Genomic DNA, 25,329 nt, shown 5'->3' on the forward strand with positions numbered 1-25,329 from the left:
GCAAATTCACTGTGCCGAATTCCCGCATGCGATAATACGGGCTTATTTTATTGAAGCCCGAATCCATGGTTCGGCGCTGGCAGCAACAGACAGGTATCGGAAGTCATGAAATTAGATCTCGAAATTAGTACGCTAAACCCATCATTGTTAGGTTCTCCGGATACAGCCGATTCAGATGTGAATGCTGGCGAAGGGGAGGAAGCTATGGTGAAGAATTCCCGGCGCTTCGAGCTTTTGGAAAAGACCATACGGCGCAATGCAGGCAAGGCCATTGGCGACTTCAACATGATTGAAGACGGTGATCGCATCATGGTGTGCCTGTCCGGCGGAGCCGATAGTTATACCATGCTGGATACGTTGCTGTATTTGAAATCGGTGGCCCCGATCAAGTTTGATCTGGTGGCAGTCAACCTGGATCAAAAGCAACCCGGCTTCCCTGAGCAAATCCTGCCAGCCTATCTGGAAAAACTTGGTGTCGAATACAAGATTGTTGAGGAAGACACCTATAGCATAGTCAAATCCAAGATCGCACCGGGAAAAACCACCTGTTCGCTGTGCTCCAGGCTGAGGCGCGGGATACTGTACCGCACGGCACAGGAATTGGGCGCAACCAAGATCGCACTGGGCCACCATAGGGACGATATTCTGCATACCTTCATGCTCAATATGTTTTACGGCGGAACCATCAAAACGATGCCGCCGAAGCTGATTGCGGACGATGGCAAGAACATCGTCATTCGCCCCCTGGCCTATTCCAAAGAGAGCGACATCAAAAAATATGCGAAGGCGATGAATTATCCTATCATTCCTTGCAATCTGTGCGGCACCCAGCCGAATCTGCAGCGGCAAGCGATGAGAGAGATGACGACCCAATGGGAAAAGCACAATCCTCTGTGGGTCAAGAGCATGTTTACAGCGATGTCCAACGTCAAGCCCTCGCATATGCTTGACCGCGAACTGTATGACTTCTCGAGGTTTGAAACCCGGCAATCGGGCGAAGTCCAGGGCGATACCTTGTTTGATCCGCCTGATTCTTCCGAAACGGTACAAAGCGTCGTCAAGTTCATTTAGCTACGCACTTCCTTCACTAGTGCGACGCGCAGGCATCTGCCGACAATCCGGATGGCGTAAGGGCATGTACCTTACGCCTTTCTTGTATGGATTGAAGGTTTTAGCTGGCCTGTTCCGCTAATAGCCTTACTTAGTCATCATACTTGCAAAGCTTGCTGCAAAATTTCCTGTGCTTCCCCAGGATTCTGTCCATCGCCTCTTTTTCAGCCTCATCCAATTCCTGGATTTTTGCGGGATCGGTTTCACTTTTCTTTTTTTCCTGAATTTTTCTTACAGATGCGAAGAAGTTTGAATCCATTTCCTCGGGCTGCTTGAGCGGTACGTCGTTGCAACGGCGATAGCAAACAGGAGGCGTTGTCGGGGTTTGCGCCGCCACATCCAGGCTAAGAAAAATACTTGCGAGTAAAAATGTCCAAGGTTTTATAGTCATGTGCTATCTATGCTCAGGCTTGCGTGGATGTGTAGACTAGGGAAGTCAGCGATGGTTCGCTGTTATTGAGGGCGATTTTTCTGGAGTCCTGTGCAGGCATCCACGGCGAACGGGGATACCTGCAGGACTCGCCTGCTTATGCTTCTTGCGCGTCTCGTATTACTTATCCGTTTTAATCTGGAATACTTCTACGCCTACGCCTTCGCAATCGGGATAGACGTCTGGTTTCATCGTGGACACGCAAACTGCCCTGACCCTTGGATGCGCCAGCATGATGCGGGCTACGTCGTCGCACAGGGTTTCCTGCAGATGCACATGGCCCTGGGCCATGCGCTGTGCGATGGTCTCGCGCATGAAATCGTAGTCCACGACTTCATGCAACTGGTCTGCGGCCGGTGTGGACAAAGCCAGAGGGATATACAGGTCGACGTTGATCAATACCCTTTGCTCCCCTTTCTTTTCGAACTCGTGCACACCTATGTTGATGCTGACTTCGTAGTTGCGCAGGAACAGGCGGCGGCAGTCGGCGAGTTGGGGGTGGTGCAGGGCTGATAGCATGATGGGGCTCTTTATTTCTGATCAATAAACGGTGATAGGGGTGTTCACAAGGCGGGTGGTGTCTTCGCCGTGGCGAGAAACATCACATCGCGTTGCAGGGGTATTAAATGCTGGCCGCCGTCCACCAGCAAGGTGGTGCCGGTGATGGCGCCGGATTCGGCGACAAAGCAAACGGTATTGGCGATGTCTTCCGGTGTGCTGGAGCGCCCCAGCGGCGTGACCTGGTGCGCTGTGGCAAAGTCCGCTGCGCTCTGCTCGCCGGACACCATCGTGATGCCGGGAGCAATGCCGACTACCCGCACGGTCGGCGCTAGTGCCTGCGCCAAGGTCGTGGTAGCGCACTGCAAGGCTGCCTTCGACAGCGTATAAGACAGGAAATCCGGGTTCAGGTTGTACAGTTTCTGGTCCAGCAGATTGATCACGCAGGCTTGCTGGCCGGCCGGCGTTGCGGCATGCAGCGCTTGCGCCAGCATTACCGGGGCGGCCAGGTTGGCGCGCATATGTCTGTCCATGCCAGCCTGGCTGAAGCTTTGCGCATCGTCTTCTTCAAATAACGATGCATTATTGACTACACACTGCACCTGGCCCAGTGCCGCGACGGCGCGCGGCAATAGCCTGCGCGTTGCCTCCTCGTCCAGCAGATCGCAAGATAAAGCTACCGCACGCCTGCCCATGGCCCTGATCTCGGCGATCAGGCTTTCCGCTTCGGCAGCGGAACGGCCATAGTGCACGGCGATATCCCAGCCGCGTGCCGCCATCGCCAGCGCGATATGGCGGCCTATGCGTTTGGCTGCGCCGGTGACCAGCGCGACGCGCGCGCCAGGTGCTGGAGTGGCAGGCGGCTGGCTGCTTGTGGCGTTCGTTTCTTTATTGCTCATGGCACCAATAATGAAAATATTCTTTACTAAGGTTTATGCTGCGGCTTTTTACTGCATTAGCCGGGCGTTTTCTCTACAATGCCGGTATGCAATTACCTTTATCTCTTCCCGTACCTGCTGCAGACGCGCAAGCAGCATCACAGGCGCTGCAACAGCTGATTATTGATGATATCAACAACCATGCCGGATGGATTTCATTTTCCCGGTATATGGAACTGGCGCTGTATGCGCCAAGGCTGGGTTATTACAGTGGCGGTGCAGCAAAATTAGGCAAAGATGGTGATTTTACAACCGCGCCGGAAATTACGCCGCTTTTTGGTCAGGCTTTAGCGCATGTTGCCGCTAATTTGTTTGCGCAGACGGGCGCGCAGATCATGGAATTCGGTGCCGGTACCGGCAGGCTGGCCTACGACATCCTGTCGGAATACCAGGCCCAGGGTATCGCGCTGGAGCGCTATTTTATCGTGGAGCTCTCCGGTGAATTGCGCGCCAGGCAGGAAGAATTACTGAAAGACTTTCCCCAAGTACAATGGTTGCAGCAAATGCCGCAGGCATTTGCCGGCGTAGTGCTGGGCAACGAGGTGCTGGATGCGATGCCGGTGCAGCTAGTCATCAAGACTGACGGCGGCTGGAAAGAATGCGGAGTCAGTGTTGCCGACGCTGACGCAGACAGCGGGCCTCGCTTCATCTATCGCGAGCGAGACTGCGATCCAGCCCTGGTGGCGCAAATTCCGGACGCGCAGGCGCTGCCCAGTGGCTACATGACAGAGGTACATCCTGTTGCAGCCGGCTTCATGCGCAGCTTGGCGCAAATGCTATGCAATGGCCGCGAAGCCAGCGGCAAGGGCGCGGCCGCGATCTTGATCGACTACGGTTTTCCAGCAGCAGAGTATTATCTGGAGCAGCGCATGCAGGGTACGCTGATGTGCCACTACCGCCATCATTCGCATCCGGATCCGTTTTACCTGCCGGGTTTGCAGGATATCACCGCCCATGTTGATTTTAGTGCAATGGCGATTGCTGCCAGCGAGGCTGGGCTGGATGTGATCGCTTATATGAGCCAGGCTGGATTTTTATTGGAAGCGGGCATAGGCGAGATCTTGATGCGCACACCGGCAGACGACCCACTGGCCTACTTACCGCAGGCCAATGCGCTGCAAAAGCTGATTTCCCCGGCCGAGATGGGGGAATTGTTCAAGGTGCTGATCCTTGGAACAGAGGTCGAAGCAGATGCTGGATTGAGCAAATTATTGCGCCATGACCGCAGCCACCGTTTGTAGTCTTGATGCAGGTTTGATGACAGAATGCCCGGGCACGATGGGCACAATGAGCGAAACGCAGACATTGAAAGAATTCGCATGATACGTTGGGTGTTTACGATATTTATTGCGCTGATTGTCTTTTCAGCCTTGCTGCCCTGGCTGGAAAAGCTGGGCATAGGACGCTTGCCGGGCGATCTGCGTTTCAAGCTGTTTGGACGGGTATTTTCGTTACCTTTCGCTTCCACCATCCTGCTGTCCCTGGCGGTTTTGCTGATAGCGCGCTTTCTGAAGTGAGACCACGCCGGGTTTGAGGATGATGTATCCACAAAAGCAACAGACAGGTAGCGGATTTGTGTGCCTACCATTGCTAGCTGCAGCGAATCGGGTAAAGTTATTGATACGGGACGACTTAATAAGTTAGGGCAGCGGCAATAAGAATGATGAGAACGCATCTCATTTGTGTTGATGAAATGAGTTCTAAATAACACGCTGAAAGTTTTCATGAGCGATCTGGCAGAAATAAGGGCATTGCTCATTGAGCCGCATGCAGGCATGCGGGTCAGTTTGCATAATATGCTGAATTTGTGCGGCATTTCTAAAATAGAGCATTCTCAGACTGCAGGGATGGCTGTGCGTACGATACAGTCCAAGCCCTTCGATCTGATCATGTGCGAATATGACCTCGGTGTCGGCCAGGACGGCCAGCAGTTGCTGGAAGACATACGTCACCACAAGCTGACCCCGCTTTCCACTATCTTCATCATGGTGACAGCCGAGCGCTCATACGCCAAAGTCGTCAGCGCTGCCGAGCTGGCGCCGTCCGATTACCTGCTGAAACCCTTCACTGCCGATACCTTGCTGGAACGGGTGATGAAGGCAATCGACAAGCGCAAAGCCTTTGTCGAAGTCTATTCGCTGATGGACAGGGGGGAGCTGGCTGTCGCGGTTCAGGCATGCATTGAGGGCGGCGAGATCTATCCCAAATACGCAGTGGACTTCATGCGTCTGCGAGCAGAATTGCATGTCACGCTGGGCGAAGCGGTAGAGGCGGAAGCGCTGTATACCCAGTTGTTTGAATTACGCGCGGTGGCTTGGGCCAGGCTGGGGCTGGCCAAGACCTTGTTCATGCAGGGTCGCTACGAAGAGGCTGAAAGCCTGCTGAAGAGCCTGGTGGCGGAAAACGACAAGTTCATGGACGCCTATGACTGGCTGGCCAAGACCCATGAAATGATAGGCGAATTGCCGGAAGCAAAAGCAGTGCTGGGTGCTGCTGTCATCGTATCGCCGCATGCAGTACGGCGCTTGCGCAAGCTGGGCGATATAGCACTGGAGACCGGCGACCTGGAAATGGCTGAGAGCGTCTTCAAGAAGGTCGTCAGCAAGGCCCGGCATTCTGATTTCCGCGATCCGGAAGACCATGTAAAACTGGTCGACGCGCTGGTGCAAAGGGGCGACACCGAACAGGCAAAGTCGGTCATCCGCGACCTGGAAAAAAATATGGCGGGCATGAAAAAGACCGAGGCCTGCCGTGCCATTTCTGCTGCCCGTGTGCATGCGAAGACAGGTGATGCGCGTTTGATGGAAGAGCTGGAAGCGGCAGTCGCGGCCAGCCAGGAAGATATCGGTTTATCGACCGCGACCAAGCTGGGCCTGGCGCGGGAGTGTCTTGAGCATGATCAGGAACAGCAGGCTACGCAGGTCGTGCTGGATGTAATGCGCAATGCCAGCAACCAGCAGGTGATGTCGCGTGCAATGGAAGTGTTCGAAAAAGCAGGCAAGAACGACATCGCGCAATTCCTGGCTCAGCAAAGTCGGCAAGAGGTGATGACGCTGGTTTCCACCGGCGTGCAAAAGGCGCGGGATGGCGATTTCAAGGGTTCTGTGGATGTGATGACCGCTGCTGCTCGCAAATCGCCGGACAATCCGCAAGTCGTGATGAATGCCGCACTGGCAACCCTGAAGTATCTGGAGAATCTGGGTTGGGAAGGTGCAGTGGCGTCGCAGGCGCGTATGCTGATAGAGTCGGCCCGGCGCCTGGATCCCATGAACCCGCGCCTGCGGGCGATCAGCGGCTTGTATGACGCGTTGCAAAAGAAATATGGCATTAACGCTACCCGGAAAGTTAAATAATGTTGCAAGTGCCGCCGATATGCGGGCTAGCCTGCCGGCACTGATAAACTGAATTTATGATAAACGACCCCTCTGCATTCCTGAAGCAGGACGCGCCTGAATTACCGCGCGACAGGATACTCAAAAAGATCAGTGAAGACGAAAGCTTGCCTACACTGGGTGTTGCTGTGTCCAAGGTGGTTGAAATCACTTCTTCCGGCGAGGATTCGGTCGCCAAGCTGGCGCATTTTGTGTTGTCGGATGTGGGCCTGACGCAAAAAATCCTGCGCCTGTCCAATACCATCCAGTACCGCAATACTTCCGGCGTGCCGGTGACAACGATCTCGCGCGCAATTTTTCTGCTCGGCTTCAATACCGTCAAGACCAGCGCCCTCGCGATGCTGCTGGTCGATTGTTTCCACGACAAAAGGCATGCGCAGAGTGTGCGCAAGGAATTGATACATGCCTTGTGCGCCAGCATAGTCGGGCGTGAAATGTCACAACGCAGCGTTTATCACGATTCCGAAGAAGCTGCGGTTGCTGCCTTGTTCAAGAATGTGGGCCGGGTACTGGTAGCATCTTTCGATCACCAGTTGCATGGCCGCATACAGGCGATGATCGATACTGGGAAGGCCACGGCGTCAGAAGCATCTGATCTTTTGCTTGGCTGCCCCTATGAGCGCTTCGGTGAACTGGCGCTGCAGGATTGGAAAATTCCCGACACTATCGTGCAATCCCTGGGGCGTTTGCCCGGCGGGACTTTGCGCAGGGCGAATAACCGCAATGACTGGCTGAAGCAGGTCGCCAGTTTTAGTGACGAAGTCGCTGACAAGATATTGACACCGACTAGCGAGCCCTTATTCGACCGCTGCAAATCCATACTGCTCAAATTTGGCACCGTGCTGGATCTGGATAAAGCCAGGATGGAAGCTTTGTTGACGCGTGTGGAGCTGGAAACCAGGGAACTTGCGAAAAGCATGGATATTGCCATGCCGCCGGTGGGCGCGGGTGCGGATGGCGATCAGTCCAATAGCACGGGAGTACCTAGCGAGTTTTTGCTGAAGGCTTTCGATTCCGAACAGATGCAGGAAAAATCGGAGCGCTATGCCAGCGGCAAGCCGGTGAATGCGCGCGACCTGCTATTGGCCGGCGTGCAGGATGTTACGCAGATGCTGGCATCCGAGCAATGCAAATTGAACGATCTGGTGCTGCTGGTATTGGAAACCTTATACAGCAGCATGGGCTTCCGCTTTGCAACCGCCTGCCTGCGCGATGTGCAATCATCGCGCTTTGTCGCCAGGATCGCGGTAGGCGAAAATTATGCGGAGCGGCAGAAGGCATTTGTCTTTCCGACCAAGGCTGAAAACGATATTTTCAATCTGGCGATGGTCAATAATGCCGACCTGATGATTTCGGATGCGATGACGCCGAAGATACAAAGCATGCTGCCGGCCTGGCACAAAACCCTATTGCCGGATGCACGCAGTTTTATCGTGCTGCCGCTGGTGATACAGAAGAAGCCCCTGGGCCTGTTCTATGCAGACCGGGCAGTGATCGCCGAAGAAGGCGTGCCGCCGGATGAAACCGCGCTGATCAAGACGCTGAAAAGCCAGTTGCTGGCAGCGATGATGCGCGGCTAATGCGCGGCTGATGCTTGGCATCAGACCGACGAATGCAAAAACGGCGTTGAAGAAAGCGCCGTTTTTTTGACTATCTTTGATTATGCCAGAGGGATTTGCTGCTTCTTGGCCAATGCATCGATATCCTGCCAAAGCGTCATCTGGTTCAGCAGGCGGGTGGCCGGATCCAGCATGGCGTTCAGGTTGAAAAAGCGTTCCACTGCAGTTTCATCAAAGCCGCTGCTTTGCGAAAAATCGGTGCGGCCGTATTGCTTGCGGAAGGCGCTCAGCAAGTCTGCCGGAAAATCCTTGTGCCATGATTGCATCAGGCCGCCTACCATCAGCGCGCAATCGGTGGTTTGCTCCAGCATGCGCGAATTCTTTGCACCGCTGACATCGCGGTAATCCAGCAGGCGCGGGAAATGGAATTTCCTGATCCAGCTTGCGGGTATGCCTTCTGGGCGCAGGATGACGCCGCAGCGCCAGTTGCCCCAGCTCTTTTCTGCCTTGCTGCGCAATACGCTGTCATCTATTGCTGCGGCTTCGTGCTTGCTTGTACCTTCAATGAAATTTTCATTGGCGCGCACTACGCAGGCTTCCGCCAATTCTATTTCCATCACGACCGGTATGCCTGCCTGCAGCGCAATAGCTTCCAGCTCCGGCATGTCCGGCTTCTGGCCGTGTGCATTTTGCAGGGCCTTGACGAAGGCATCCATGCTTGCTTCATGCTGGCTGTGCAGTTCGCTGGTGGCACTGCAGAAATCGGAACAGGCTGCAAAATAAGACATCAGCTCGCCCACATAGATACCGGAAGCGGCTGGTATGCCGTTTCTCAGTATGGGGTAAAGCTGCGTGGAAATACTGCCGTATTTAACGACGGTGCCAGCCGGAAGGGTGAAATCACTCATGGTGTGTTGCCTGCGTATGTGGAATCGTTTTAATTGTTCTTGCCGAACAGCGCCAGAACATTTTCCGGCGGGCGTCCTATGATTGCCCGTCCCTGGTAGCTGACTATGGGCCTTTGCAATAATCTGGAGTGAGCGGCGATCGCAGCCAGCAAGGCAGCATCGTCGGCGCCGGCCAGGCCCAGGCTGGCATATTCTTCTTCATTGTCGCGCAGCATGGCGCGTACATCGCCGCCTAGTTGGGCGCGCAAGTCTTTTAGCGCCGCCAGATCAGGCGGCGTCTTCAGGTAGTCGATGACGTTCAGTGGTTGGCCGTCGCGCTCGGCGACTTCCTGCACCAGCGCCAGGGTTTCACGCGATTTGCTGCAGCGTGGATTGTGATAGATCGTGATCAAAGCGTGCTCCATGATGCTTCAAATACTTCAAAAAAAGCGGGAACCCGTCCCGCCTTTGTTCTTTATAAAAACTGGCTGCCCATGCCCAGCAGCACTGCCGCGCCAAGTACGAAGAAGATGGTCGCTGCGACAATGCGCACCGTCTTGAACGGGAAATTCGGCGATGCGATCTTGCCCAGGAATACTGCAGGCACATCGGCGATCATCATGCCCAGTGTAGAACCGGCAACAACCCAGCCTATGCTGGAGTATTTGGCAGCCAGCGCGACGGTCGCCAGTTGCGTCTTGTCGCCTATCTCTGCCAGGAAAAAAGTAAAGCAGGTTACCAGGAATACGCCATAACGGCCGTTGCTGATGGCTTCGCCTTCTTCCATTTCATCGGGCTTCAGGGTCCATGCGGCAATGGCGATGAAAGACAAGCCCAGCGCCCAGCGCAGCACGTCGGCGGAAACATGGGCGGCAACCCATTGGCCCAGTAGCGCGGCCAGCGCGTGATTGGCCAGTGTAGCGACCAGTATGCCGAGCACAATGGGCAAGGGCTTTTTGTAGCGGGCCGCCAGCAATAAGGCCAGCAATTGGGTTTTATCGCCGATTTCACCAACGGCGATGGCTAAGGTAGAGACGAGGAAAGCTTCCATGGACATGTGCGGATCGGGCGAATTAACCAATGATACATACGTCTGCCGCCCAATCCCTGGTCGCTGCAAGCGCATATATCAAAGGTCTTGCCAAACCTGCAAGCCGGTGAAATCCGGACTTTCAGGCCAAACGCACCATGACGATCGTCAAGTATGTTGATGCGTTTGCTTCAATCTGGGATTGAAGCAGGCTACTCCCCAATGAATATGAGAAGCGTATTATACAGCATGAAGCCCGGCCGGGCCTAAATTCTACGCATCCCAGCCGCCGCTCTGCTGCTTGTCCCGGGCTTCGCGGTCGCGCGCAAACATCTCTTCCAGTTCTTCCCTGGCCTGTTTTGCCAGCGAGACCAGTGTCTGCTGGTCCTTGTAATGGGGATAGACCGCATACATGGTCTTGATATTGTGCGCACGGAACTTCATTGCAGTCTGCCTTGCCTGGTAGGCACCGAAACCCAGTTCCTGCAGTACGCGCCGGCCCAGTTGCAGCGAAGCCTCAAACGTATCCCGCTCCAGTATTTCCACGCCCCTGTCCATCAATTGATAGCAGTGCGTGATATCACGCGCACGCGCCACGATGCGAAGCTTGGGAAAGCGCTGCTTGACGACATCGACCAGCTTCAGGCTGGCATCGGCATCGTTGATCGCAATTACCAGCACCTTGGCCTTGTCGGCACCAGCGGATTGCAGCAGGTCGGCACGGGTGACGTCGCCGTAGAATATCTTGAAGCCGAATTTGCGCAATAGATCGATCTGGTCCGAATCATGGTCCAGCACGGTGGCGCGGATGCGATTGGCATACAGCAGGCGGCCTATGATCTGGCCGAAACGGCCGAAGCCGGCAATGATGACGGGATTGTCCTGAGGCGTAATTTCATCGTCGGGACGCGCATCTATATTGCGCAGGCGCGGTTCTATCAACTTGTCGTAAGCGACCAGCAGCAGCGGCGTGACGACCATGGACAGCGCAACCACAACCACCAGCAGGGCGGAGGTATCGCGCGAAAAAACCATGGCCGAGGTGGCGGTGCTGAACACCACAAAAGCGAATTCACCGCCCTGTGCCAGCAGGAAGGTAAACAGGCTTTGCTGGGTACGCGGCAATTTGAAGCACTTGCTCAGCACATACAGCACGCTCATCTTGATGCTGAGGAATGCCATGACCAGGCCGAGGATTTGCCAGGGCTTGGTCAGGAACAGGCCAAAGTCCACCGACATGCCAACCGCGATGAAGAATAGTCCCAGCAGCAAGCCCTTGAACGGTTCCAGATCGCTCTCCAGCGCATGCCGGTATTCGGACTCTGCCAGCAGCACGCCTGCCAGGAAGGTGCCCAGCGCCATCGACATATTGACCGAATCCATCAGCAGGGCAATCGAGATCACGAGCAACAGCGCAAACGCGGTAAAAATTTCGCGCATGCCGGTCTTGGCGATGATGCGCAATATCGGACGTATCAGGTAGCGGCCGCCGACGATCAGGCCGGCAATCACGCCTACCACCTTCAGGCCGCCCAGCCAGCCCTCGGTTTCACCCTGGGTTTCTGCAATGCCGAGCAAGGGGATCAGGGCGATCATAGGAATCGCGGCGATATCCTGGAACAGCAGTATGGAAAAACCGGCATTGCCCGCCGGTGTATTCATCAGGTTGCGCTCATCTAGTGTCGCCAGTGCAATGGCGGTCGAGGATAGCGACAGGCCTAGCGCGGCGATCAGTGCCGTTCTCCAGTCCGCTCCCAGCGGCAGCCCTGCGGCAAACAGCGCGGCACTGCAGCCCAGCACTTGCGCGCCGCCCCAGCCAAAAATGGGCCGGCGCAAGGACCACAGGCGCTTGGAATCCAGCTCCAGCCCTATCACGAACAAAAGCAGTACCACGCCGAATTCCGAAAAATGCAAAATGATCTGTACATCTTCTATCAGGCGCAGTCCCCACGGGCCTATAGCCATGCCGGCGATCAGGTAGCCCAGCACTGCGCCCAGTCCCAGGCGCTTGGCGATAGGCACTGCAATCACCGCCGCCAGCAGGTAAATCAGCGCATTAAACAGCAGATTGTTTTCCATCAGGCTTCCTTGTTCGATGATGCGGCCACTGTTTGCGGGAGTCCGGCAGGCCAGGCGGGGTAGCTGGTCAGCAAATCATGGAAATGCTGGCAATGCGCATTCACCGTGGCTTCGCTTGCCTGATAGGCGCCGTACAGTACGTAAGGCGGCTTCCAGTGCATGCCGCACAGGGTTGCGGTTTGCAGGAAAGGCATCAGGAAGGTATCCAACGGATAGCCATGCTGGCCGCCGTCCTGGTAGTCGGCAACGGTGCCTCCGGTGCTGAGCACCAGCCAGCAATCCTTGTCTTTCAGTTCATTGCCGTCACTGCCATGTGCCCAGCCGTGTTCCAGCACGACGTCTATCCACTCCTTTAATAGCGAGGGCATGCCATACCAATGTACCGGATGCTGGAATACCACTAGGTCTGCTGCTTTCAGCAGCGCCTGCTCGCGTTCTACGTCGATATGGAAATCCGGATAGTTTTCATACAGGTCATTGATGTGCACGCCGGGTATGCCGTGCGCAGCGTCCAGCAGCCTGTGATTGACACGCGAACTCTGGCTGGCGGGGTGGGCATAGATCAGGAGGATGCTGGGAGGCTTGGTTTGAATCATGGACGGCTTAAATAATTAAATACCTGAAAAAGAATACCGGATAGTGGATTTTTAGTAAGCAGGAAATATTCCACGCCTGCCTATTTTTTAGGGGCGGCGCGCAGCCATTTGTCCGCTTGACTGGTTGCTGTTTGCAAATCGCTCCAGCATGAAATCGATGAAGCTGGTCAGTTTCGGCGTCGCCTGGCGGTTGCGCGGATAGACGATTTGTACCGGTCTCGGTGCCGGCGTGTAGTTTTCCAGTACAGAGACCAGGCGCCCGCTGGCGATGTCTGCCTTTAACAATACCTCGGATTGCAATACGATGCCGAAACCCTGTAGCGCCGCCATGCGCAAGGCCTGTCCATTATTGGAGCGGAAGCGGCTGGCGGGTATCAATGATTCGGTATCTGCCTCGCCGGGGAGATTCCTGAGCTTCCATCGGACGTGCTTGTTCCAGTGCATGAAGTCCAGGCATTGGTGGCCGGCCAGATCGGCAGGGGTTTGCGGAGTGCCTTTTCTTGCGAGATAGTCCGGCGATGCGCAGATCAGCATCTTGTACGCAAACAGAGGGCGCGCGATCAGGCCTGAATCTTCCAGCACGCCTATGCGCACCGAGGCGTCGTAGCCTTCCTCGACCAGATCTACCACGCGGTCGTTCAGATTCAGCTCCAGGCTGATCTCAGGATAGCGCTCCAGGTACTCGGTCATGGCCGGCGCCAGCCATTCGGTGCCGAAAGACACGGAGGCATTGATCTTCAGCACGCCGCGCGGCGTGGCCTGCATCGCTTCCGCGCCGGTTTCCGCAGCCCGTATCTCCGCCAGGATTACACGGCAGCGCTCGCAATACTGATGGCCTATCTCGGTCAGGCTTTGCCGGCGCGTGGTGCGGGTCAATAGCCTGGCACCCAGTTTTTGTTCCAGGAAGCGTATGTGCTTGCCAACCATGACCGGGGAAATATCAAATGCCTCGGACGCGGCAGTAAAGCTACCGGCATCAACGACGGCGACAAATATTTCCATGCTGAGCAGTTTATCCATCGCTTGATTGCTAACCAAAGGTTTTGAATGATATTCATATTAGCGCATTTATTCGTACACTGATCGAATTAATAATGGGCACTCGCTTAATTAAACCACCAGGAGTGCATATGAAAAAAATTCTCGTGATCGGCGCCAGCGGCGTCATAGGCAGCGCAGTCGTGCACCAGTTGCAGCAAAGGCATGAAGTGATACAGGTAGGCAAAAGCAGCGGGCAATATCAGGCAGACATCACTGATATCGCCGGCGTGCGTGCTTTGCTGCAAAAAGTGGGAAAGATCGACGGTATTGTGTTGACGGCCGGCAAGCTGCATTTCGGCCCTCTGCAGGAGATGACGCCGGAATTATTTGCTGTCGGTTTGCAGGATAAGCTGATGGGACAGGTGAACGTGGTGCTGGCGGCGCAAGATTATTTGAATGACGGCGGCTCGTTCACGCTGACCAGTGGTATCGTGGGCAATGAATCGATATTGTACGGTGCCAATGCGACCACGGTGAATGCGGCAATCGAAGGCTTTGCGCGTGCCGCCGCGATAGAGCTGAAACGTGGCCTGCGTATCAATGTTGTCAATCCTTCGGTGCTGCAAGAGTCGCTGGAGGCCTATGGCCCCTATTTTTACGGTTTTGAGGCGGTACCGGCCCAGAAAGTGGCATTGGCATATAGCCGCAGTGTAGAGGGTGCGCAGACGGGCCAGGTATATAAGGTTTGGTAGGCCTGGTAGGGTTGGTAGATGTCAGGCGAGGCGATGGCGGGACTTGCCTGGCCGCATGAATATTGAACAAAAGCATCTTTTTTAAGCTTAATTCATTTATTTGCTTGAGTTTTCCTGTTTTGGGCCGATGTTATACAGATGACTAATGCATTCAGTCTGAAGCATTGTTATTTTATTTATCATTTATCCGGTGTGCGATAGCATCTATTTCGTTGCGGCCGGCAGGAGGAAATACCATGCGCGTAGCCAATACCACAGGTGTCCAGCAGCCTATCAGCGTGACACCCACCAAAGCCAAGGATGTGGCAACAGATACAACTACTTCGACGACTACGGCCCAGGACAAGGTAACGCTGAGTTCTGCTTCGTCATCGAATGTGAAGGATGTCACTTACGCCGATCCGCGCACCAGCCAGACCGCGAAGACCGGGCAGACCGATCTGGCAGCGATGCTGGCAGAGTCAGACCGCAAGGCGCAGCAGATCATCGACCTGATCCGGCCGCTGGTTGAACAGCAAGGCTTGAATATTGCTAAAGTTGCCAGCGGCGAGCAAAAACTGACGGCCGACCCGGCGACGATTGCTGCAGCCAAGGATGCGATTGCTCCTGACGGCGATTTCGGCGTGAAGAAAACAGCGGAACGTATCCTCAGCTTCGCCAAGGCCAGCATAGGTGATGACCCCAGCAAACTGGATGCAATCCGTGCTGCGGTGGAAAAAGGCTTTAGTGAGGCAAAAGCAGCATTGGGCGGTACTTTGCCCGATATCAGCCAGCAAACTTACCAGGCGATCCAGGACACCTTCGATAGCTGGAAAGCCAATGGCATTCCATCCGGCGACGCAGTGGTGACCCTGCCTGATGCCAGCAGCCAGACAAGCACGGCGGCTTCTTCAGCGCATAAGTACAGCGCGACGTCCTGACTTTGTTCTTCCATGATGGCAGGGGTCGGTAGGCTCTTGCCATCGCCTTGAGGGTTGATGAATATCCATTCCTCGCGGTTCGTTAACATAAGTCAGCGCAAGTCTGCCCGAGTGTGAGTTATCATGGCATGCCAATACGGCAATGTTCATGACTCGACTTGCGATGAAATTCCAACAGCCCGCACTATCCCCTTTTTTTCCTTCAACAGCCACGGCCGCAGTCACAGTCGCCGCTGCGGCCCTTTTGCTCTCTGCCTGCAGCAAACCTGGGCTTGCACCGGCGCCTACGTCTGTACCGGCAGGCAGCACGGTAGAGCTGGCTTTGCTGGAAACGACAGATTTGCACAGCAATATCCGCAGCTATGACTATTACAAGCTGAAAGAAGATCCTGCGATCGGCTTCGAGCGCACGCTCAGCCTGATCAAGGCGGCACGCGCAGAATTCGCCAATACCCTGTTATTCGACAATGGCGATGCGATACAGGGCACGGCCCTGTCTGATTACCAGGCAATCGTCAAGCCGCTGGATTGTGCCGATACCGCAGCCATGTACAAGGCCATGAATATGGCCGGCTACGACGCCGCCAGCATAGGCAACCACGAATTCAATTATGGCTTGCCATTTCTGGCGCAAGTTACCGGTAGCCGTTTCAATGTTGAGGGCATGCCCGCCGTCAATGAACAAAGGCGTTGTGCCGGCCCCGGCTTTCCTATGGTGCTGGCCAATCTGTTCAGCGTGAAAGACCGGCAAAGCTTGTATCAGCCTTACGTGATACTGGACAGGAAATTTCTCGCCCGCGATAGCGAGGGCAAAACTATCAATGCCAATGTCAGGATAGGCGTGATCGGCTTCACCCCGCCGACTATCCTGAGCTGGGACAAGCGCTGGCTGGATGGCAAGGTATATACCGAGGGCGTGCGCGAGATGGCGCAAAAATATGTGCCCGAGATGCGCGCCAAGGGTGCCGATATCGTGGTCGCCATTTCACACGGCGGCCTGGACGATGCACCATATGAGGCTACGATGGAAAACGGCAATTATTATCTGGCGCAGGTGCCGGGTATCGATGCAATGCTGATAGGTCATTCGCACCAGGTCTTCCCCAATTCCGCCAGCACCGTCGCACAATTCAATCTTCCCGGCATCGACAAGAGCAGGGGGCTGGTGCATGGTGTACCTACCGTGATGGCCAATTTCTGGGGCCAGCATCTGGGAGTGATCAAGCTGGGTTTGCGCTATGACGGCAAATCCTGGGCCGTGGACAAGAATAAAACCCTGGTGCAGGCCCGCGCAGTGAAGAATGCCGACGGTAGCGTGATAGCCGCCGATCCTGCGGTGGCACCTTTGATAGAAACAGAACACCAGGCAACCATCGCCTATGTCAAAACGCCGATAGGCAATACCGATTTCCGCATGAGCAGTTTCTTTGCCGACCTGGGAGATGTGTCGGCATTGCAAGTCATCAACCAGGCACAGACCGAATACATCGCCGCCTATATCAAGGCCAGCCTGCCTCAATATGCCAAGCTGCCGGTGCTGTCGGTCAGCAGCCCGTTCAAGAGTGGCTTTGCCGGCGGCAACGATTACACCGATGTCGCTGCGGGCAGCATGTCCATCAATAATGCCGCGGATCTTTACCTGTATCCGAATACCGTTTATGCGGTGAAGGTGAATGGAGAAGACCTGCGGCGCTGGCTGGAAACGTCGGCGCAGCGTTTCAGCAAGATAGACGTAAACAGGAAAGAAGCGCAAAACCTGATCGGCAATTTCGCCGGGTATAACTTCGACATGTTTACCGAAAAAAACCTCAACTATGAAATCGACGTAACTCAGGATGCGGGCAAGCGCATCAAAAACCTGAGCTATCAAGGCAAGCCGATAGCGGCGGCACAGGAGTTCATCGTTGCGACGAATAACTACCGGGCCAGCGGCGGCGGCAATTTCCCTGGGCTGGACGGCAGCAAGACCATCTATGCTTCGCCGGACACCAATCGCGACGTGCTGATTCAATACATCAAGGCACACAGGCAATTAAGCAAGCTGCAGAACGGTTCCGACCGTAGCTGGAAGTTTGCACGCGTTTCTACGGCAGGCCCGGTGACTTACCGTTCCGCCAGCGGCAAGCTGGCCCTGGCGCAAGCCGCCGGCATCTCCAACCTGAGTGTGTTGCAGCAGGACGACGGTAGCGGCAGGCAGATGTCCCTGTATCAGCTAGACTTGAGCAAGTAATTGAATAAGCCTACAAAAACGAATAAAAAGGCCCGGCCATGACAGTTGTTGATTCTTTCCTTCCCTTCTGGACGCATTCGGAACTGATGACCAATATCATCATCTTCCTGAACCTGTTTGGCGCGCTGATCCTGGGTTTTATGGTCGGCTATGAGCGTACTTACCATGGGCGCGCGGCTGGCATGCGCACCTATGGCCTGGTATGCATGGCGTCCGCTGCGCTGGTGGTGATCACCGGCTACCCCGAATACTGGTTCGGTGCGCGTGCCAATATTCCACTGAGCGTTGATCCGACCCGCACGATACAGGGCATAGTCACCGGCATAGGCTTCCTCGGTGCCGGCGTGATCATGCGCGAAGGTTTCAATATCAGCGGCCTGACGACGGCAGCCTCTCTATGGGCATCGTCGGCGATAGGCATCATGGTCGGCGTGGGCTTTTACTGGGCGGCGATCTTGCTGGCCTTGCTGTCTGCGATGTGCATGACCTGGATTTCCAAGCTGGAGACCAAATTGCCGTCCAAGGCGGCAATCGCGATCACGCTCAGTTTCCGGCAGGGCTTTGTACCCAGGGAGGATGTATTGCGAAGGGTGGCCCTGGAGCGTGGCTATGAGATTGCCGGTGGTACCCTGGCCATTTCAGTCAGGGAAGGCAAGGCCGAATGGCGTTTTGTGGCCGTGGCCTTGAACAAGAAACTGGCATGGTCGATCAGCGCCTTATCAAATGAGCTGGCGACTTTCGCCGGTGTCGATTTTTTCCAGATGACGCATGCCAGGAATTAAACCCTCTACCTTTGCTTGGCCATTTGTTTCAGATAGGCAATCAGCTCATTCAGTTCCGGCTCCGGCAGTACCCGCTCGCTGAAGCCCGGCATCGCGGATTGCTTCCAGGTCCTGACCGAGGCCGGTTCGCGTATCAGCTTTCGCAGATAGGCTTCCTGGAAATATTCGGTCGGGTTGTAAGGCTTGTTCAGGTCCGGGCCTATCGCCGCATCGCCGCCGCCGTTCATCTTGTGGCACACCGCGCAATTGGTCACGAACACCTTCAATCCGCGCTGCTCTATGCTGTCCGCTGCAGTCTTGGGCAGCAATTGCGCATGGCGGCTCTCCAGCGGCTGCGCCTCGGCGATCCTGGCGATCTGGTACGGCCATTGTTCATTGGAGATGCCCGCTTTTTCCGGGCTTAGCCACACTAGGTAAAAAGGGCCGGCTGTGGCTGCCTCGCCGGCTTTTACCGCTGGCCATTTGCCGTCTGCCGGCTCAATCGCCAGCCAGGCCTGGGCATTGCTGGCCAATAGCGGGCCGGGGATATTGGCGACGAAACCGTCCAGCGCCGTAAATTGCACTGACAGCATTTTTTGCACCTGCGGCAGCAAGGCTGCGAAGGGAACGGCCTGGTAGCTCATGGTCCTGCCATACGCCGAGTCATGCTTGATCTCTATCGTGCGCAGGCCCGGATTCTTCAGCAGCTCCTCGCGGGTAAATTTCTGTACCTGAGTGCCGTTGGCGACTTCCAGCACGGCGTCGGCCGCCAGGGCGATACCGTGCAGGCTGGTGATGGCGAGCAGCGCCGCCAATACCATCGCTGTATGCAGAGAGCGTTTAAAAATATTCATGGGTTTGATGGGTTGCGTCATTGTTCTTATCCTGCCTGCAGTCCGTGCCACATTTCCTGATCGCGTGCGGCTGTCCAGATCCTCGGGTGTTTGATGCCTTGTGCTTCATCCACTGCGCGGGTGACATCGAAGGGCAGGCAATGCTCATAAATAAATACATGGCCAAACTTGGGGTCCATGACCTTGCGCGTGTGCGCCATGGCCTGCTTCAGCGTCATGCCCGCCGCCACCGACTCTTTCGCGCTCTGCAATAGCGTCGTGACAAAGTCTTTCGTATAATCCAGCCCCTGGTTGACTTGTGCCGGCGTCAGCAGCGCAGGACCGCGCCCCGGCACCAGTTTTTCCGCCTGCATGGCCCGCAGGGCTTCCAGCGTTGCCGGCCATTCTTCCAGTTGGGCGTCGCCGGTATAGGCAGCCGCCTCATATTCCACCAGATCGCCGGAGAAGCAGATCTTTTGCGATGGGATCCAGGCTATCGTGTCGCCCTTGGTGTGCCCCATGCCTATGTGCGTCAGCCTGACTTCCAGCTTGCCCATGAAAATTGTCATTTCTTTTTCAAACACCATGGTCGGCCAGGTCAGGCCGGGCACGGACTCGACGCCGGAGAACAGACGAGGAAAGCGTTCTATCTCGGACTGCATGTCCTGCGCGCCGCGCTCAACGATCATTTCATAGGTGCCGCGCGAGGCGATCACCTGCTGTGCGCCTTCATCAAAGTAGGCCGACGCACCCAGTACCCTGACCGCATGGTAATGCGACAGCACCACATATTTGATGGGCTTGTCGGTAACACTGCGTATATTGCGGATCAGGTCCTTGGCCATCAGCGGTGTTGCGGTCGTGTCGATGACCATCACGCTGTCGTCGCCAATGATCACGCCGGAATTGGGATCGCCTTCTGCCGTGTAGGCATAGGCATTGTCGGATAGTTTGATGAAACTGGTCTTCTTGGCTTCCAGGTCAGCCTGGGAAGCGAATTTTTTGGTGGAGCTGTCGGCATTGCTCATTTTTTACTCCTTGGTTTCGTTTCTTATTATTCTTTATTACTCTTTATGAAGCGGCAGCCCGTCCATGCCGTGCATGAAGATGCTGGTCACCAGTTGTGCAAAGTCTCTGTACGACATTTTTCCGGATTGTTCCTGGCCCTGGTCCGGCCTCAGCCAGGTAAAGGTCCAGTTGATCATGCCGAACAGCAGCATGGTCACCGCGCTGCGGTTCTTTTCCGTCGTGCGTTGTGGATAGGCCCGCTGTATCGTCTGCGTAAACAGGTCCACTACCTGCCTTTGTGCGTCCAGGATGGTATTGCGCTGCGGTTCTTCGAGGAATTTTACATCGTTCAGCAAGGCCATGTGGCGGGTCTGCGAATGTTCATACTCGATCAGGAAGGCTTCGATCAGCGCCGGCAGCGTGGTATGGGTTTGCGCAATGACGATCAAGACCTTGGTATACCTGTCCAGCAGGTCGAACAAGATGGCGTCCTTGCTGGGGTAGTAGTGGTACAGCCGGGCCTTGGAAGTGCCACAGGCGCTGGCCAGGTCGTTCATCGAGGTTCCCGGGTAACTGTTGGCGGCAAAGGCCTGCGCCGCGCGTTCCAGTATTTCGTCGCGCTGCAGTTGATGATCGGGAGATTGGGTACGGGCCATATTATTGGTTTTCTGTGACGGAATGGATTGCTGTTCGATACCTGCTTTGCTACCGATGCGCGCTGCTGCTTAGAGTTTACAGCTTACCGCTCATCAAAAGAAACCGTGACACTGTCCGAGCGCGGGTGCGACTGGCATGTTAATACAAAACCTTGCGCCACTTCCCATCCTTCCAGCGTGTAATTTTTTTCCATCGCGACATCGCCTTCCATCAGCTTGGCGCGGCAGGTGCAGCAAACGCCGCCTTTACAGGCATAGGGCAGGTCCAGGCCTGCCTGCAAGGCGACATCCAGTACGCTGGCGCCTTGGCGCGGCAGGCGTAATGCGTGACGCTTGCCATCCAGTATGACGGTCAGCGGCACGGTATTGGCATCGTTTGCTGTCTCGGTAATCGGTGCCGCTGCCGCAGGCTTCGTAGCCGGCATGCCGAAGCGTTCGGTATGTATGCTGGCTTTGGGCATGCCTGCGGCGAGCAGGCTGCTTTCCACGCAATCTATCATGTCGTTCGGCCCGCAAATATACGCATGATGTATGCCCTCTACAGGGATCAGCGGCAGCAAGACAGCCATTTTATCCGCGTCTATGCGGCCGTGATGCAATTCGATTTCGTTCGGCGCGCGGGACAGCACATGGTGTAGCGTAAAGCGGTCCAGGTAGCGGTCTTTCAAGTCTTCCAGCTCTTCGCAAAAAAGTATGCTTTCCGCGTTGCGGTTGCCGAAAATCAGCGTGAACCTGCTCAAAGGCTCGCTGGCCAGCGTGGTCTTGATAATGGACAGCACGGGCGTGATGCCGCTGCCGGCGGCAAACGCCACATGATGCCGGGCGCTGCCGGGAAGCAGTTCAGTGAAGAAACGGCCATCCGGCGGCATGACTTCCAGTAGGTCTCCGGTTTTTAATGCCTGCGCAAATTGCGAAAACTGGCCGCCGTCCACCTGCTTGATGGCAACGCGCAGTGTTCCCGTTTGCTGGTACTCGTCCACGCTGCTGCAAATGGAGTATGCGCGCCTTACTTCCTGGCCATCCAGTTGCGTGCGCAGTGTCAGGAACTGGCCCTGGGTATAGCGGTAGTGCTGCCGTAGTTCTACCGGCACGCTAAAACTGAGCGACACGGCATCCCGGGTTTCACGCCTGGCTTCGCGTATGCTGAGCGTATGAAAATGTGGAGTCATCGTTTGTTTCACACCATTGCGTGTTGAAGCGGGCTAGTAGGGCTTGAAATAGTCAAAAGGCTCCTTGCATGCCAGGCAGCGGTACAGTGCCTTGCACGAGGTGGAGCCGAATTCGGACAGCAGTTCGGTTTGTCCGCTACTGCAATGCGGACAGACTGGAGTAGATCCATTCACCGCTTTGCGCATGAAGCGCAGCGCTTGCGGCTGGCCTGCCTTGGTTTCGCTGCCCACCGCATGCGGTGGCGCTATGCCGTAAGCGCGCAGCTTGTCTTTGCCTTCCTCAGTAATCCAGTCGCTGCTCCATGCCGGAGACAAGACGGTGCGCACGCTGAATTGCGTGATGCCGGCTTGCTGCAGTGCGCCGCAAATATCCTGTTCAATCGCATACATGGCAGGGCAGCCGGAGTAGGTGGGGGTGATTACGACCTCTACCTGTTCAGCGTTGATATTGATTTCGCGCAGTATGCCCAGTTCTTCTATGGAGACGACCGGTATCTCCGGATCGGGCACGGCGCTGAGCAGCTTGCGCACCGCATCCTTGCTATAGAGTTGCGTCGTCATTTCCGTGTCCATGGCCTACCACCTACCATATCGCTTCGGGATGGGCGCGTGCCAGCGATTGCATTTCTGCCAGCAAGAAGCCGAAGTGTTCAGAGTGCCGGCCGGATTTTCCGCTGGAGCGAAATTGAGAATCTGCCCATTGCGGCGGCCATTCCAGCGTTGCATCCTGGAGCGTGCCGCGCACTTGTTCTTCCCAGGCGGCTCGCAGCGAGGCTCCGGCTATTGCGATGCCGGCATCCGCCATCTGCTGCTCCACGGCGTCGGCGGAAAAAAATTCATGGGTGTATGGCAGCAGCGCGTTCAGGGCTTGCTGCGCGCGGCGGTGCGATTCTTCCGTGCCGTCGCCAAAGCGTAGCATCCAGTCGCTGGAGTGGCGCAGATGGTAGCGCGCCTCTTTCACAGCCTTTTCGGCGATTGCCGCGAGTTGCCGGTCCAACGAGGCGGCCAGTGCCTGCCATAGCAGCACCATATATGCGGAGAACAGGAAATTGCGGCAGATCGTGAATGCATAGTCGCGCTGCTGCTGGCCCTTTTCCAGTCCGGAATTCGGCAGTTCCAGCATCGTGAAATTGCGGAAGCCAAATTGTTCGCGGAAATAGGCAAGCTGGTCCTCGGTTTGAGCCGGCTGCATCAATGAGCCGGCATGGCTCAGCAGCAGGCGCGACTGGCCTATCAAGTCCAGCGCAATATTGCCGAGTGCGATGTCTTCTTCCAGCACCGGGCCATGGCCGCACCATTCGGACAGGCGCTGGCCGAGTATCAGGGTGCTGTCGCCCAAGCGCAGCAGGTAATCGATATGCGGGTTCTCCGTCATCACATGTGCTTCACTTCGTCAGGCAGTTCGTAGAAACTCGGGTGGCGATAGATTTTGTCGGCCGCCGGTTCGAATAATTCATCCTTGTCTTCCGGTGCGCTGGCGGTGATCGCATTGGATGGCACGACCCAGATCGATACGCCTTCCTGGCGGCGGGTATATACATCGCGCGCCATCTGCAGTGCCTGCCTGGCATCGCAGGCATGCAGTGATCCGCAATGCTTGTGTTCCAGACCCTGCTTGCTGCGGATGAAAATTTCCCACAGCGGCCATTCCTGATGATTGCTTTGATCGCTCATTGTCTCTGTCCTTGCTGCTTACTTTCCGCCATGCTTCTTCGCATAGGCCATCGCCGCTTCCCTTACCCAGGTGCCGTCCTCATGTGCTTTCATTCGAGTGGACAGGCGCTCCTTGTTGCAAGGACCGTCGCCGCCCAGCACGCGCATGAATTCACTCCAGTCTATTTCGCCGAAATCGTAGTGGCTGCGCTCCTCATTCCACTTCAAGGCAGGATCGGGGATGCTCAAGCCTAATAACTCGGCCTGTGGTACCGTGGCGTCGATAAATTTCTGCCGCAGCGCGTCGTTGGAAATACGCTTGATGCCCCATTCCATTGATTGCCGGGAGTTCGGCGAACTGTCGTCGTTAGGCCCGAACATCATTACGGTAGGCCACCACCAGCGGTTCAAGGCATCCTGCGCCATCGCTTTCTGGGCCGGCGTGCCCTTGCACAGGCTGAGCATGATGTCGAAGCCTTGCCGCTGATGGAAAGACTCTTCCTTGCAGATGCGGATCATCGCGCGCGCATAAGGCCCGTAGCTGCAACGGCATAGCGGCACCTGGTTCATGATGGCGGCGCCATCCACCAGCCAGCCTATGGCGCCCATGTCGGCCCAGGTGAGCGTCGGATAATTGAAGATGGAGGAATACTTGGCGCGGCCGCTGTGCAGCGCGTCTAGCATTTGCTCGCGTGAAGTGCCCAGGGTTTCTGCCGCTGCATATAAGTATAGGCCGTGGCCGCCTTCGTCCTGTACTTTTGCCAACAGTATCGCTTTGCGTTTCAGGCTGGGCGCGCGGGTAATCCAGTTCCCTTCCGGCAGCATGCCTATGATCTCGGAATGGGCATGCTGGCTGATCTGGCGCACCAGCGTTTTGCGGTAGGCGTCCGGCATCCAGTCCTGGGCTTCGATTTTTTGTTCTTTTGCCAGCGCGGCCTCAAATCTGGCCTGTTGTTGCGAAGCAAGCCTGGCCTGCGTCTCGCTGAGTTGCGGCGCCTTATCTTCCTGCAGGTCTTTGGTCGGCAAATCAAGTGCTTGGGTATACATGGCGGACTCGCTGATGTCGATTCAGGACATTGCCGCACTGGAAAAGAGAAAATACCTGGTCGCTCGCGGCTGCCGTTTGAGTATATATTAAATAAACCGACTGGTCGGACTATTTATTATTCGGCCTGAAAATCCATGCTTAATTGATGTTCAAAGGGAAACTTTGATGCTTTATTGAGCAAAATCAGGCGGTGAGCACAAATTTTCAGTATCATTCGCAAATAGGTGTTGACAGGTGTTCGAGACATCTTCATAATCCGGGGTTCCCTACGGAGGGGTGGCCGAGTGGTTAAAGGCGACAGACTGTAAATCTGTTCTCTCTGAGTACGCTGGTTCGAATCCAGCCCCCTCCACCATAGGTAAAGAATTATTGCGGCTGAAGTGGTAGCCCCTGCGGGTGTAGCTCAATGGTAGAGCTGAAGCCTTCCAAGCTTATGACGAGGGTTCGATTCCCTTCACCCGCTCCAGTTAAGTGCTTGTGATGTTGTATTTTGCGCGAGCCGTGCTGCCCTTGTAGCTCAGTGGTAGAGCACTCCCTTGGTAAGGGAGAGGCCACGTGTTCAATCCACGTCAAGGGCACCATTAGTATTGCAGCGTGTCTCAAAGTTTCTGGTTTTAATCTTTAAGTTGTCGGGCGCGTGCCTGAGCATACTCATCAAAATCGTTAGGAGTCTAAAATGGCAAAAGGTAAGTTCGAACGCACCAAGCCGCACGTGAACGTGGGCACAATTGGTCACGTAGATCATGGTAAAACCACATTGACAGCAGCGATCGCGACAGTATTGTCCAAGAAGTTTGGC

At 55.6% G+C, this 25,329-nt stretch carries 27 protein-coding genes, 3 tRNA genes and 1 riboswitch; of the genes, 13 read left to right on the forward strand and 17 right to left on the reverse strand.

The genetic code is table 11. The features are described from left to right. Window positions 1-204 precede the first annotated feature (204 nt). Complete coding sequence (ttcA, locus tag IEW12_RS26195; protein WP_188569096.1) at window positions 205-1,071, forward strand: tRNA 2-thiocytidine(32) synthetase TtcA; 867 nt, start codon at window positions 205-207, stop codon at window positions 1,069-1,071. A gap of 130 nt (window positions 1,072-1,201) precedes the next feature. Here ttcA and IEW12_RS26200 read toward each other — a convergent pair whose 3' ends face one another. The 3 genes from IEW12_RS26200 to IEW12_RS26210 form a co-directional block, all read right to left on the reverse strand. Next, entirely contained in the window at window positions 1,202-1,501 is a 300-nt protein-coding gene (locus IEW12_RS26200; RefSeq protein ID WP_188569097.1) for a hypothetical protein, read from the reverse strand. Between the two features lie 159 nt (window positions 1,502-1,660). After that, the gene (locus tag IEW12_RS26205) at window positions 1,661-2,059 is read right to left on the reverse strand and encodes a dihydroneopterin aldolase (protein WP_188569098.1); all 399 of its coding nucleotides are present in this window, start codon (window positions 2,057-2,059) and stop codon (window positions 1,661-1,663) included. Between the two features lie 44 nt (window positions 2,060-2,103). Continuing rightward, window positions 2,104-2,937, reverse strand: coding sequence for an SDR family oxidoreductase (locus IEW12_RS26210; protein WP_188569099.1), 834 nt, complete (start codon window positions 2,935-2,937; stop codon window positions 2,104-2,106). A gap of 86 nt (window positions 2,938-3,023) precedes the next feature. Between IEW12_RS26210 and IEW12_RS26215 the strand changes: the two genes are divergently transcribed. The 4 genes from IEW12_RS26215 to IEW12_RS26230 all read left to right on the forward strand — a co-directional run bounded on the left by IEW12_RS26215 (window position 3,024) and on the right by IEW12_RS26230 (window position 7,948). Continuing rightward, on the forward strand, window positions 3,024-4,217 hold the full coding sequence (locus tag IEW12_RS26215) for a class I SAM-dependent methyltransferase (protein WP_188569100.1): 1,194 nt from the start codon (window positions 3,024-3,026) through the stop codon (window positions 4,215-4,217). A gap of 78 nt (window positions 4,218-4,295) precedes the next feature. Continuing rightward, a complete protein-coding gene (locus IEW12_RS26220; RefSeq protein WP_188569101.1) occupies window positions 4,296-4,493 on the forward strand; it encodes a DUF2905 domain-containing protein in 198 nt (65 codons plus the stop codon). A 207-nt stretch (window positions 4,494-4,700) separates the two neighbouring features. Further along, the gene (locus IEW12_RS26225) at window positions 4,701-6,329 is read left to right on the forward strand and encodes a tetratricopeptide repeat protein (protein ID WP_188569102.1); all 1,629 of its coding nucleotides are present in this window, start codon (window positions 4,701-4,703) and stop codon (window positions 6,327-6,329) included. Window positions 6,330-6,385: 56 nt separating this feature from the next. Next, window positions 6,386-7,948, forward strand: coding sequence for an HDOD domain-containing protein (locus IEW12_RS26230; RefSeq protein ID WP_188569103.1), 1,563 nt, complete (start codon window positions 6,386-6,388; stop codon window positions 7,946-7,948). 80 nt (window positions 7,949-8,028) lie between these two features. On the opposite strand, the gene IEW12_RS26235 is transcribed toward IEW12_RS26230, so the two are convergent. The 6 genes from IEW12_RS26235 to IEW12_RS26260 all read right to left on the reverse strand — a co-directional run bounded on the left by IEW12_RS26235 (window position 8,029) and on the right by IEW12_RS26260 (window position 13,539). Further along, window positions 8,029-8,835 (reverse strand): hypothetical protein, encoded by an 807-nt coding sequence (locus IEW12_RS26235; protein WP_188569104.1) that lies wholly within the window; start codon window positions 8,833-8,835, stop codon window positions 8,029-8,031. Between the two features lie 29 nt (window positions 8,836-8,864). Further along, window positions 8,865-9,227 carry an arsenate reductase (glutaredoxin) gene (arsC, locus tag IEW12_RS26240; protein ID WP_188569138.1) on the reverse strand — a complete coding sequence of 121 codons (363 nt, stop codon included), beginning with the start codon at window positions 9,225-9,227 and terminating at the stop codon, window positions 8,865-8,867. A gap of 62 nt (window positions 9,228-9,289) precedes the next feature. Then, window positions 9,290-9,865 carry a TMEM165/GDT1 family protein gene (locus IEW12_RS26245; protein WP_188569105.1) on the reverse strand — a complete coding sequence of 192 codons (576 nt, stop codon included), beginning with the start codon at window positions 9,863-9,865 and terminating at the stop codon, window positions 9,290-9,292. 92 nt (window positions 9,866-9,957) lie between these two features. Continuing rightward, a riboswitch (yybP-ykoY riboswitch) is annotated at window positions 9,958-10,077 on the reverse strand. 40 nt (window positions 10,078-10,117) lie between these two features. After that, a complete protein-coding gene (kefC, locus tag IEW12_RS26250; RefSeq protein ID WP_188569106.1) occupies window positions 10,118-11,923 on the reverse strand; it encodes a glutathione-regulated potassium-efflux system protein KefC in 1,806 nt (601 codons plus the stop codon). After that, the gene (kefF, locus tag IEW12_RS26255; RefSeq protein ID WP_188569107.1) at window positions 11,923-12,519 is read right to left on the reverse strand and encodes a glutathione-regulated potassium-efflux system oxidoreductase KefF; all 597 of its coding nucleotides are present in this window, start codon (window positions 12,517-12,519) and stop codon (window positions 11,923-11,925) included. The genes kefC and kefF overlap by 1 nt, the downstream gene beginning before the upstream one ends. An 87-nt stretch (window positions 12,520-12,606) precedes the next feature. Beyond that, window positions 12,607-13,539, reverse strand: a complete 933-nt coding sequence (locus tag IEW12_RS26260) for a LysR family transcriptional regulator (protein WP_188569108.1) — start codon at window positions 13,537-13,539, stop codon at window positions 12,607-12,609. Window positions 13,540-13,649: 110 nt separating this feature from the next. Between IEW12_RS26260 and IEW12_RS26265 the strand changes: the two genes are divergently transcribed. From IEW12_RS26265 to IEW12_RS26280, 4 genes are all read left to right on the forward strand, one after another. Then, complete coding sequence (locus IEW12_RS26265) at window positions 13,650-14,252, forward strand: short chain dehydrogenase (RefSeq protein WP_188569109.1); 603 nt, start codon at window positions 13,650-13,652, stop codon at window positions 14,250-14,252. A gap of 236 nt (window positions 14,253-14,488) precedes the next feature. After that, the gene (locus tag IEW12_RS26270) at window positions 14,489-15,172 is read left to right on the forward strand and encodes a DUF5610 domain-containing protein (RefSeq protein ID WP_188569110.1); all 684 of its coding nucleotides are present in this window, start codon (window positions 14,489-14,491) and stop codon (window positions 15,170-15,172) included. Between the two features lie 163 nt (window positions 15,173-15,335). Continuing rightward, window positions 15,336-17,402 carry a bifunctional 2',3'-cyclic-nucleotide 2'-phosphodiesterase/3'-nucleotidase gene (locus tag IEW12_RS26275; protein WP_188569111.1) on the forward strand — a complete coding sequence of 689 codons (2,067 nt, stop codon included), beginning with the start codon at window positions 15,336-15,338 and terminating at the stop codon, window positions 17,400-17,402. Between the two features lie 38 nt (window positions 17,403-17,440). Further along, window positions 17,441-18,184, forward strand: coding sequence for an MgtC/SapB family protein (locus IEW12_RS26280; RefSeq protein ID WP_188569112.1), 744 nt, complete (start codon window positions 17,441-17,443; stop codon window positions 18,182-18,184). A gap of 5 nt (window positions 18,185-18,189) precedes the next feature. Here IEW12_RS26280 and IEW12_RS26285 read toward each other — a convergent pair whose 3' ends face one another. The 8 genes from IEW12_RS26285 to paaA form a co-directional block, all read right to left on the reverse strand. Next, on the reverse strand, window positions 18,190-19,038 hold the full coding sequence (locus IEW12_RS26285) for a c-type cytochrome (RefSeq protein ID WP_229751363.1): 849 nt from the start codon (window positions 19,036-19,038) through the stop codon (window positions 18,190-18,192). Window positions 19,039-19,043: 5 nt separating this feature from the next. Next, window positions 19,044-20,024, reverse strand: coding sequence for an MBL fold metallo-hydrolase (locus IEW12_RS26290; RefSeq protein WP_188569113.1), 981 nt, complete (start codon window positions 20,022-20,024; stop codon window positions 19,044-19,046). Between the two features lie 36 nt (window positions 20,025-20,060). Next, complete coding sequence (locus IEW12_RS26295) at window positions 20,061-20,660, reverse strand: TetR/AcrR family transcriptional regulator (RefSeq protein ID WP_188569114.1); 600 nt, start codon at window positions 20,658-20,660, stop codon at window positions 20,061-20,063. Window positions 20,661-20,743: 83 nt separating this feature from the next. Further along, complete coding sequence (paaE, locus tag IEW12_RS26300; protein ID WP_188569115.1) at window positions 20,744-21,829, reverse strand: 1,2-phenylacetyl-CoA epoxidase subunit PaaE; 1,086 nt, start codon at window positions 21,827-21,829, stop codon at window positions 20,744-20,746. Window positions 21,830-21,862: 33 nt separating this feature from the next. Beyond that, a complete protein-coding gene (paaD, locus tag IEW12_RS26305) occupies window positions 21,863-22,390 on the reverse strand; it encodes a 1,2-phenylacetyl-CoA epoxidase subunit PaaD (protein ID WP_229751364.1) in 528 nt (175 codons plus the stop codon). A 22-nt stretch (window positions 22,391-22,412) separates the two neighbouring features. Beyond that, entirely contained in the window at window positions 22,413-23,204 is a 792-nt protein-coding gene (gene paaC / locus IEW12_RS26310; RefSeq protein ID WP_188569117.1) for a 1,2-phenylacetyl-CoA epoxidase subunit PaaC, read from the reverse strand. Then, the gene (gene paaB, locus IEW12_RS26315) at window positions 23,204-23,503 is read right to left on the reverse strand and encodes a 1,2-phenylacetyl-CoA epoxidase subunit PaaB (RefSeq protein ID WP_188569118.1); all 300 of its coding nucleotides are present in this window, start codon (window positions 23,501-23,503) and stop codon (window positions 23,204-23,206) included. Before paaB ends, paaC begins: the two co-directional genes overlap by 1 nt. A gap of 18 nt (window positions 23,504-23,521) precedes the next feature. Then, entirely contained in the window at window positions 23,522-24,529 is a 1,008-nt protein-coding gene (gene paaA, locus IEW12_RS26320) for a 1,2-phenylacetyl-CoA epoxidase subunit PaaA (RefSeq protein WP_188569119.1), read from the reverse strand. A 271-nt stretch (window positions 24,530-24,800) separates the two neighbouring features. Between paaA and IEW12_RS26325 the strand changes: the two genes are divergently transcribed. From IEW12_RS26325 to IEW12_RS26340, 4 genes are all read left to right on the forward strand, one after another. Then, window positions 24,801-24,885, forward strand: a tRNA-Tyr gene (locus IEW12_RS26325). 37 nt (window positions 24,886-24,922) lie between these two features. Further along, window positions 24,923-24,996, forward strand: a tRNA-Gly gene (locus IEW12_RS26330). Between the two features lie 40 nt (window positions 24,997-25,036). Then, a tRNA-Thr gene (locus tag IEW12_RS26335) sits at window positions 25,037-25,111 on the forward strand. A gap of 95 nt (window positions 25,112-25,206) precedes the next feature. Beyond that, a partial coding sequence (locus IEW12_RS26340; protein WP_017454492.1) for a GTP-binding protein occupies window positions 25,207-25,329 on the forward strand: 123 nt, incomplete at its 3' end.

This window comes from Parundibacterium terreum (assembly GCF_014636315.1).
GTDB classification, from domain to species: domain Bacteria; phylum Pseudomonadota; class Gammaproteobacteria; order Burkholderiales; family Burkholderiaceae_D; genus Undibacterium; species Undibacterium terreum.

Excerpts from the sequence above, each read along its gene's own strand:
- IEW12_RS26265 (WP_188569109.1), top strand. The coding sequence starts at position 13,650 with ATGAAAAAAATTCTCGTGATCGGCGCCAGCGGCGTCATAGGCAGCGCA.
- IEW12_RS26245 (WP_188569105.1), bottom strand. The coding sequence starts at position 9,865 with ATGGAAGCTTTCCTCGTCTCTACCTTAGCCATCGCCGTTGGTGAAATC.
- paaC (WP_188569117.1), bottom strand. The coding sequence starts at position 23,204 with ATGACGGAGAACCCGCATATCGATTACCTGCTGCGCTTGGGCGACAGC.
- IEW12_RS26220 (WP_188569101.1), top strand. The coding sequence starts at position 4,296 with ATGATACGTTGGGTGTTTACGATATTTATTGCGCTGATTGTCTTTTCA.
- ttcA (WP_188569096.1), top strand. The coding sequence starts at position 205 with ATGGTGAAGAATTCCCGGCGCTTCGAGCTTTTGGAAAAGACCATACGG.
- IEW12_RS26285 (WP_229751363.1), bottom strand. The coding sequence starts at position 19,038 with ATGACGCAACCCATCAAACCCATGAATATTTTTAAACGCTCTCTGCAT.
- kefC (WP_188569106.1), bottom strand. The coding sequence starts at position 11,923 with ATGGAAAACAATCTGCTGTTTAATGCGCTGATTTACCTGCTGGCGGCG.
- paaE (WP_188569115.1), bottom strand. The coding sequence starts at position 21,829 with ATGACTCCACATTTTCATACGCTCAGCATACGCGAAGCCAGGCGTGAA.
- IEW12_RS26215 (WP_188569100.1), top strand. The coding sequence starts at position 3,024 with ATGCAATTACCTTTATCTCTTCCCGTACCTGCTGCAGACGCGCAAGCA.
- IEW12_RS26235 (WP_188569104.1), bottom strand. The coding sequence starts at position 8,835 with ATGAGTGATTTCACCCTTCCGGCTGGCACCGTCGTTAAATACGGCAGT.
- IEW12_RS26280 (WP_188569112.1), top strand. The coding sequence starts at position 17,441 with ATGACAGTTGTTGATTCTTTCCTTCCCTTCTGGACGCATTCGGAACTG.
- paaA (WP_188569119.1), bottom strand. The coding sequence starts at position 24,529 with ATGTATACCCAAGCACTTGATTTGCCGACCAAAGACCTGCAGGAAGAT.
- paaB (WP_188569118.1), bottom strand. The coding sequence starts at position 23,503 with ATGAGCGATCAAAGCAATCATCAGGAATGGCCGCTGTGGGAAATTTTC.
- kefF (WP_188569107.1), bottom strand. The coding sequence starts at position 12,519 with ATGATTCAAACCAAGCCTCCCAGCATCCTCCTGATCTATGCCCACCCC.
- IEW12_RS26230 (WP_188569103.1), top strand. The coding sequence starts at position 6,386 with ATGATAAACGACCCCTCTGCATTCCTGAAGCAGGACGCGCCTGAATTA.
- IEW12_RS26225 (WP_188569102.1), top strand. The coding sequence starts at position 4,701 with ATGAGCGATCTGGCAGAAATAAGGGCATTGCTCATTGAGCCGCATGCA.
- IEW12_RS26260 (WP_188569108.1), bottom strand. The coding sequence starts at position 13,539 with ATGGATAAACTGCTCAGCATGGAAATATTTGTCGCCGTCGTTGATGCC.
- IEW12_RS26295 (WP_188569114.1), bottom strand. The coding sequence starts at position 20,660 with ATGGCCCGTACCCAATCTCCCGATCATCAACTGCAGCGCGACGAAATA.
- IEW12_RS26290 (WP_188569113.1), bottom strand. The coding sequence starts at position 20,024 with ATGAGCAATGCCGACAGCTCCACCAAAAAATTCGCTTCCCAGGCTGAC.
- IEW12_RS26200 (WP_188569097.1), bottom strand. The coding sequence starts at position 1,501 with ATGACTATAAAACCTTGGACATTTTTACTCGCAAGTATTTTTCTTAGC.
- paaD (WP_229751364.1), bottom strand. The coding sequence starts at position 22,390 with ATGACGACGCAACTCTATAGCAAGGATGCGGTGCGCAAGCTGCTCAGC.
- IEW12_RS26205 (WP_188569098.1), bottom strand. The coding sequence starts at position 2,059 with ATGCTATCAGCCCTGCACCACCCCCAACTCGCCGACTGCCGCCGCCTG.
- IEW12_RS26275 (WP_188569111.1), top strand. The coding sequence starts at position 15,336 with ATGAAATTCCAACAGCCCGCACTATCCCCTTTTTTTCCTTCAACAGCC.
- IEW12_RS26270 (WP_188569110.1), top strand. The coding sequence starts at position 14,489 with ATGCGCGTAGCCAATACCACAGGTGTCCAGCAGCCTATCAGCGTGACA.
- IEW12_RS26210 (WP_188569099.1), bottom strand. The coding sequence starts at position 2,937 with ATGAGCAATAAAGAAACGAACGCCACAAGCAGCCAGCCGCCTGCCACT.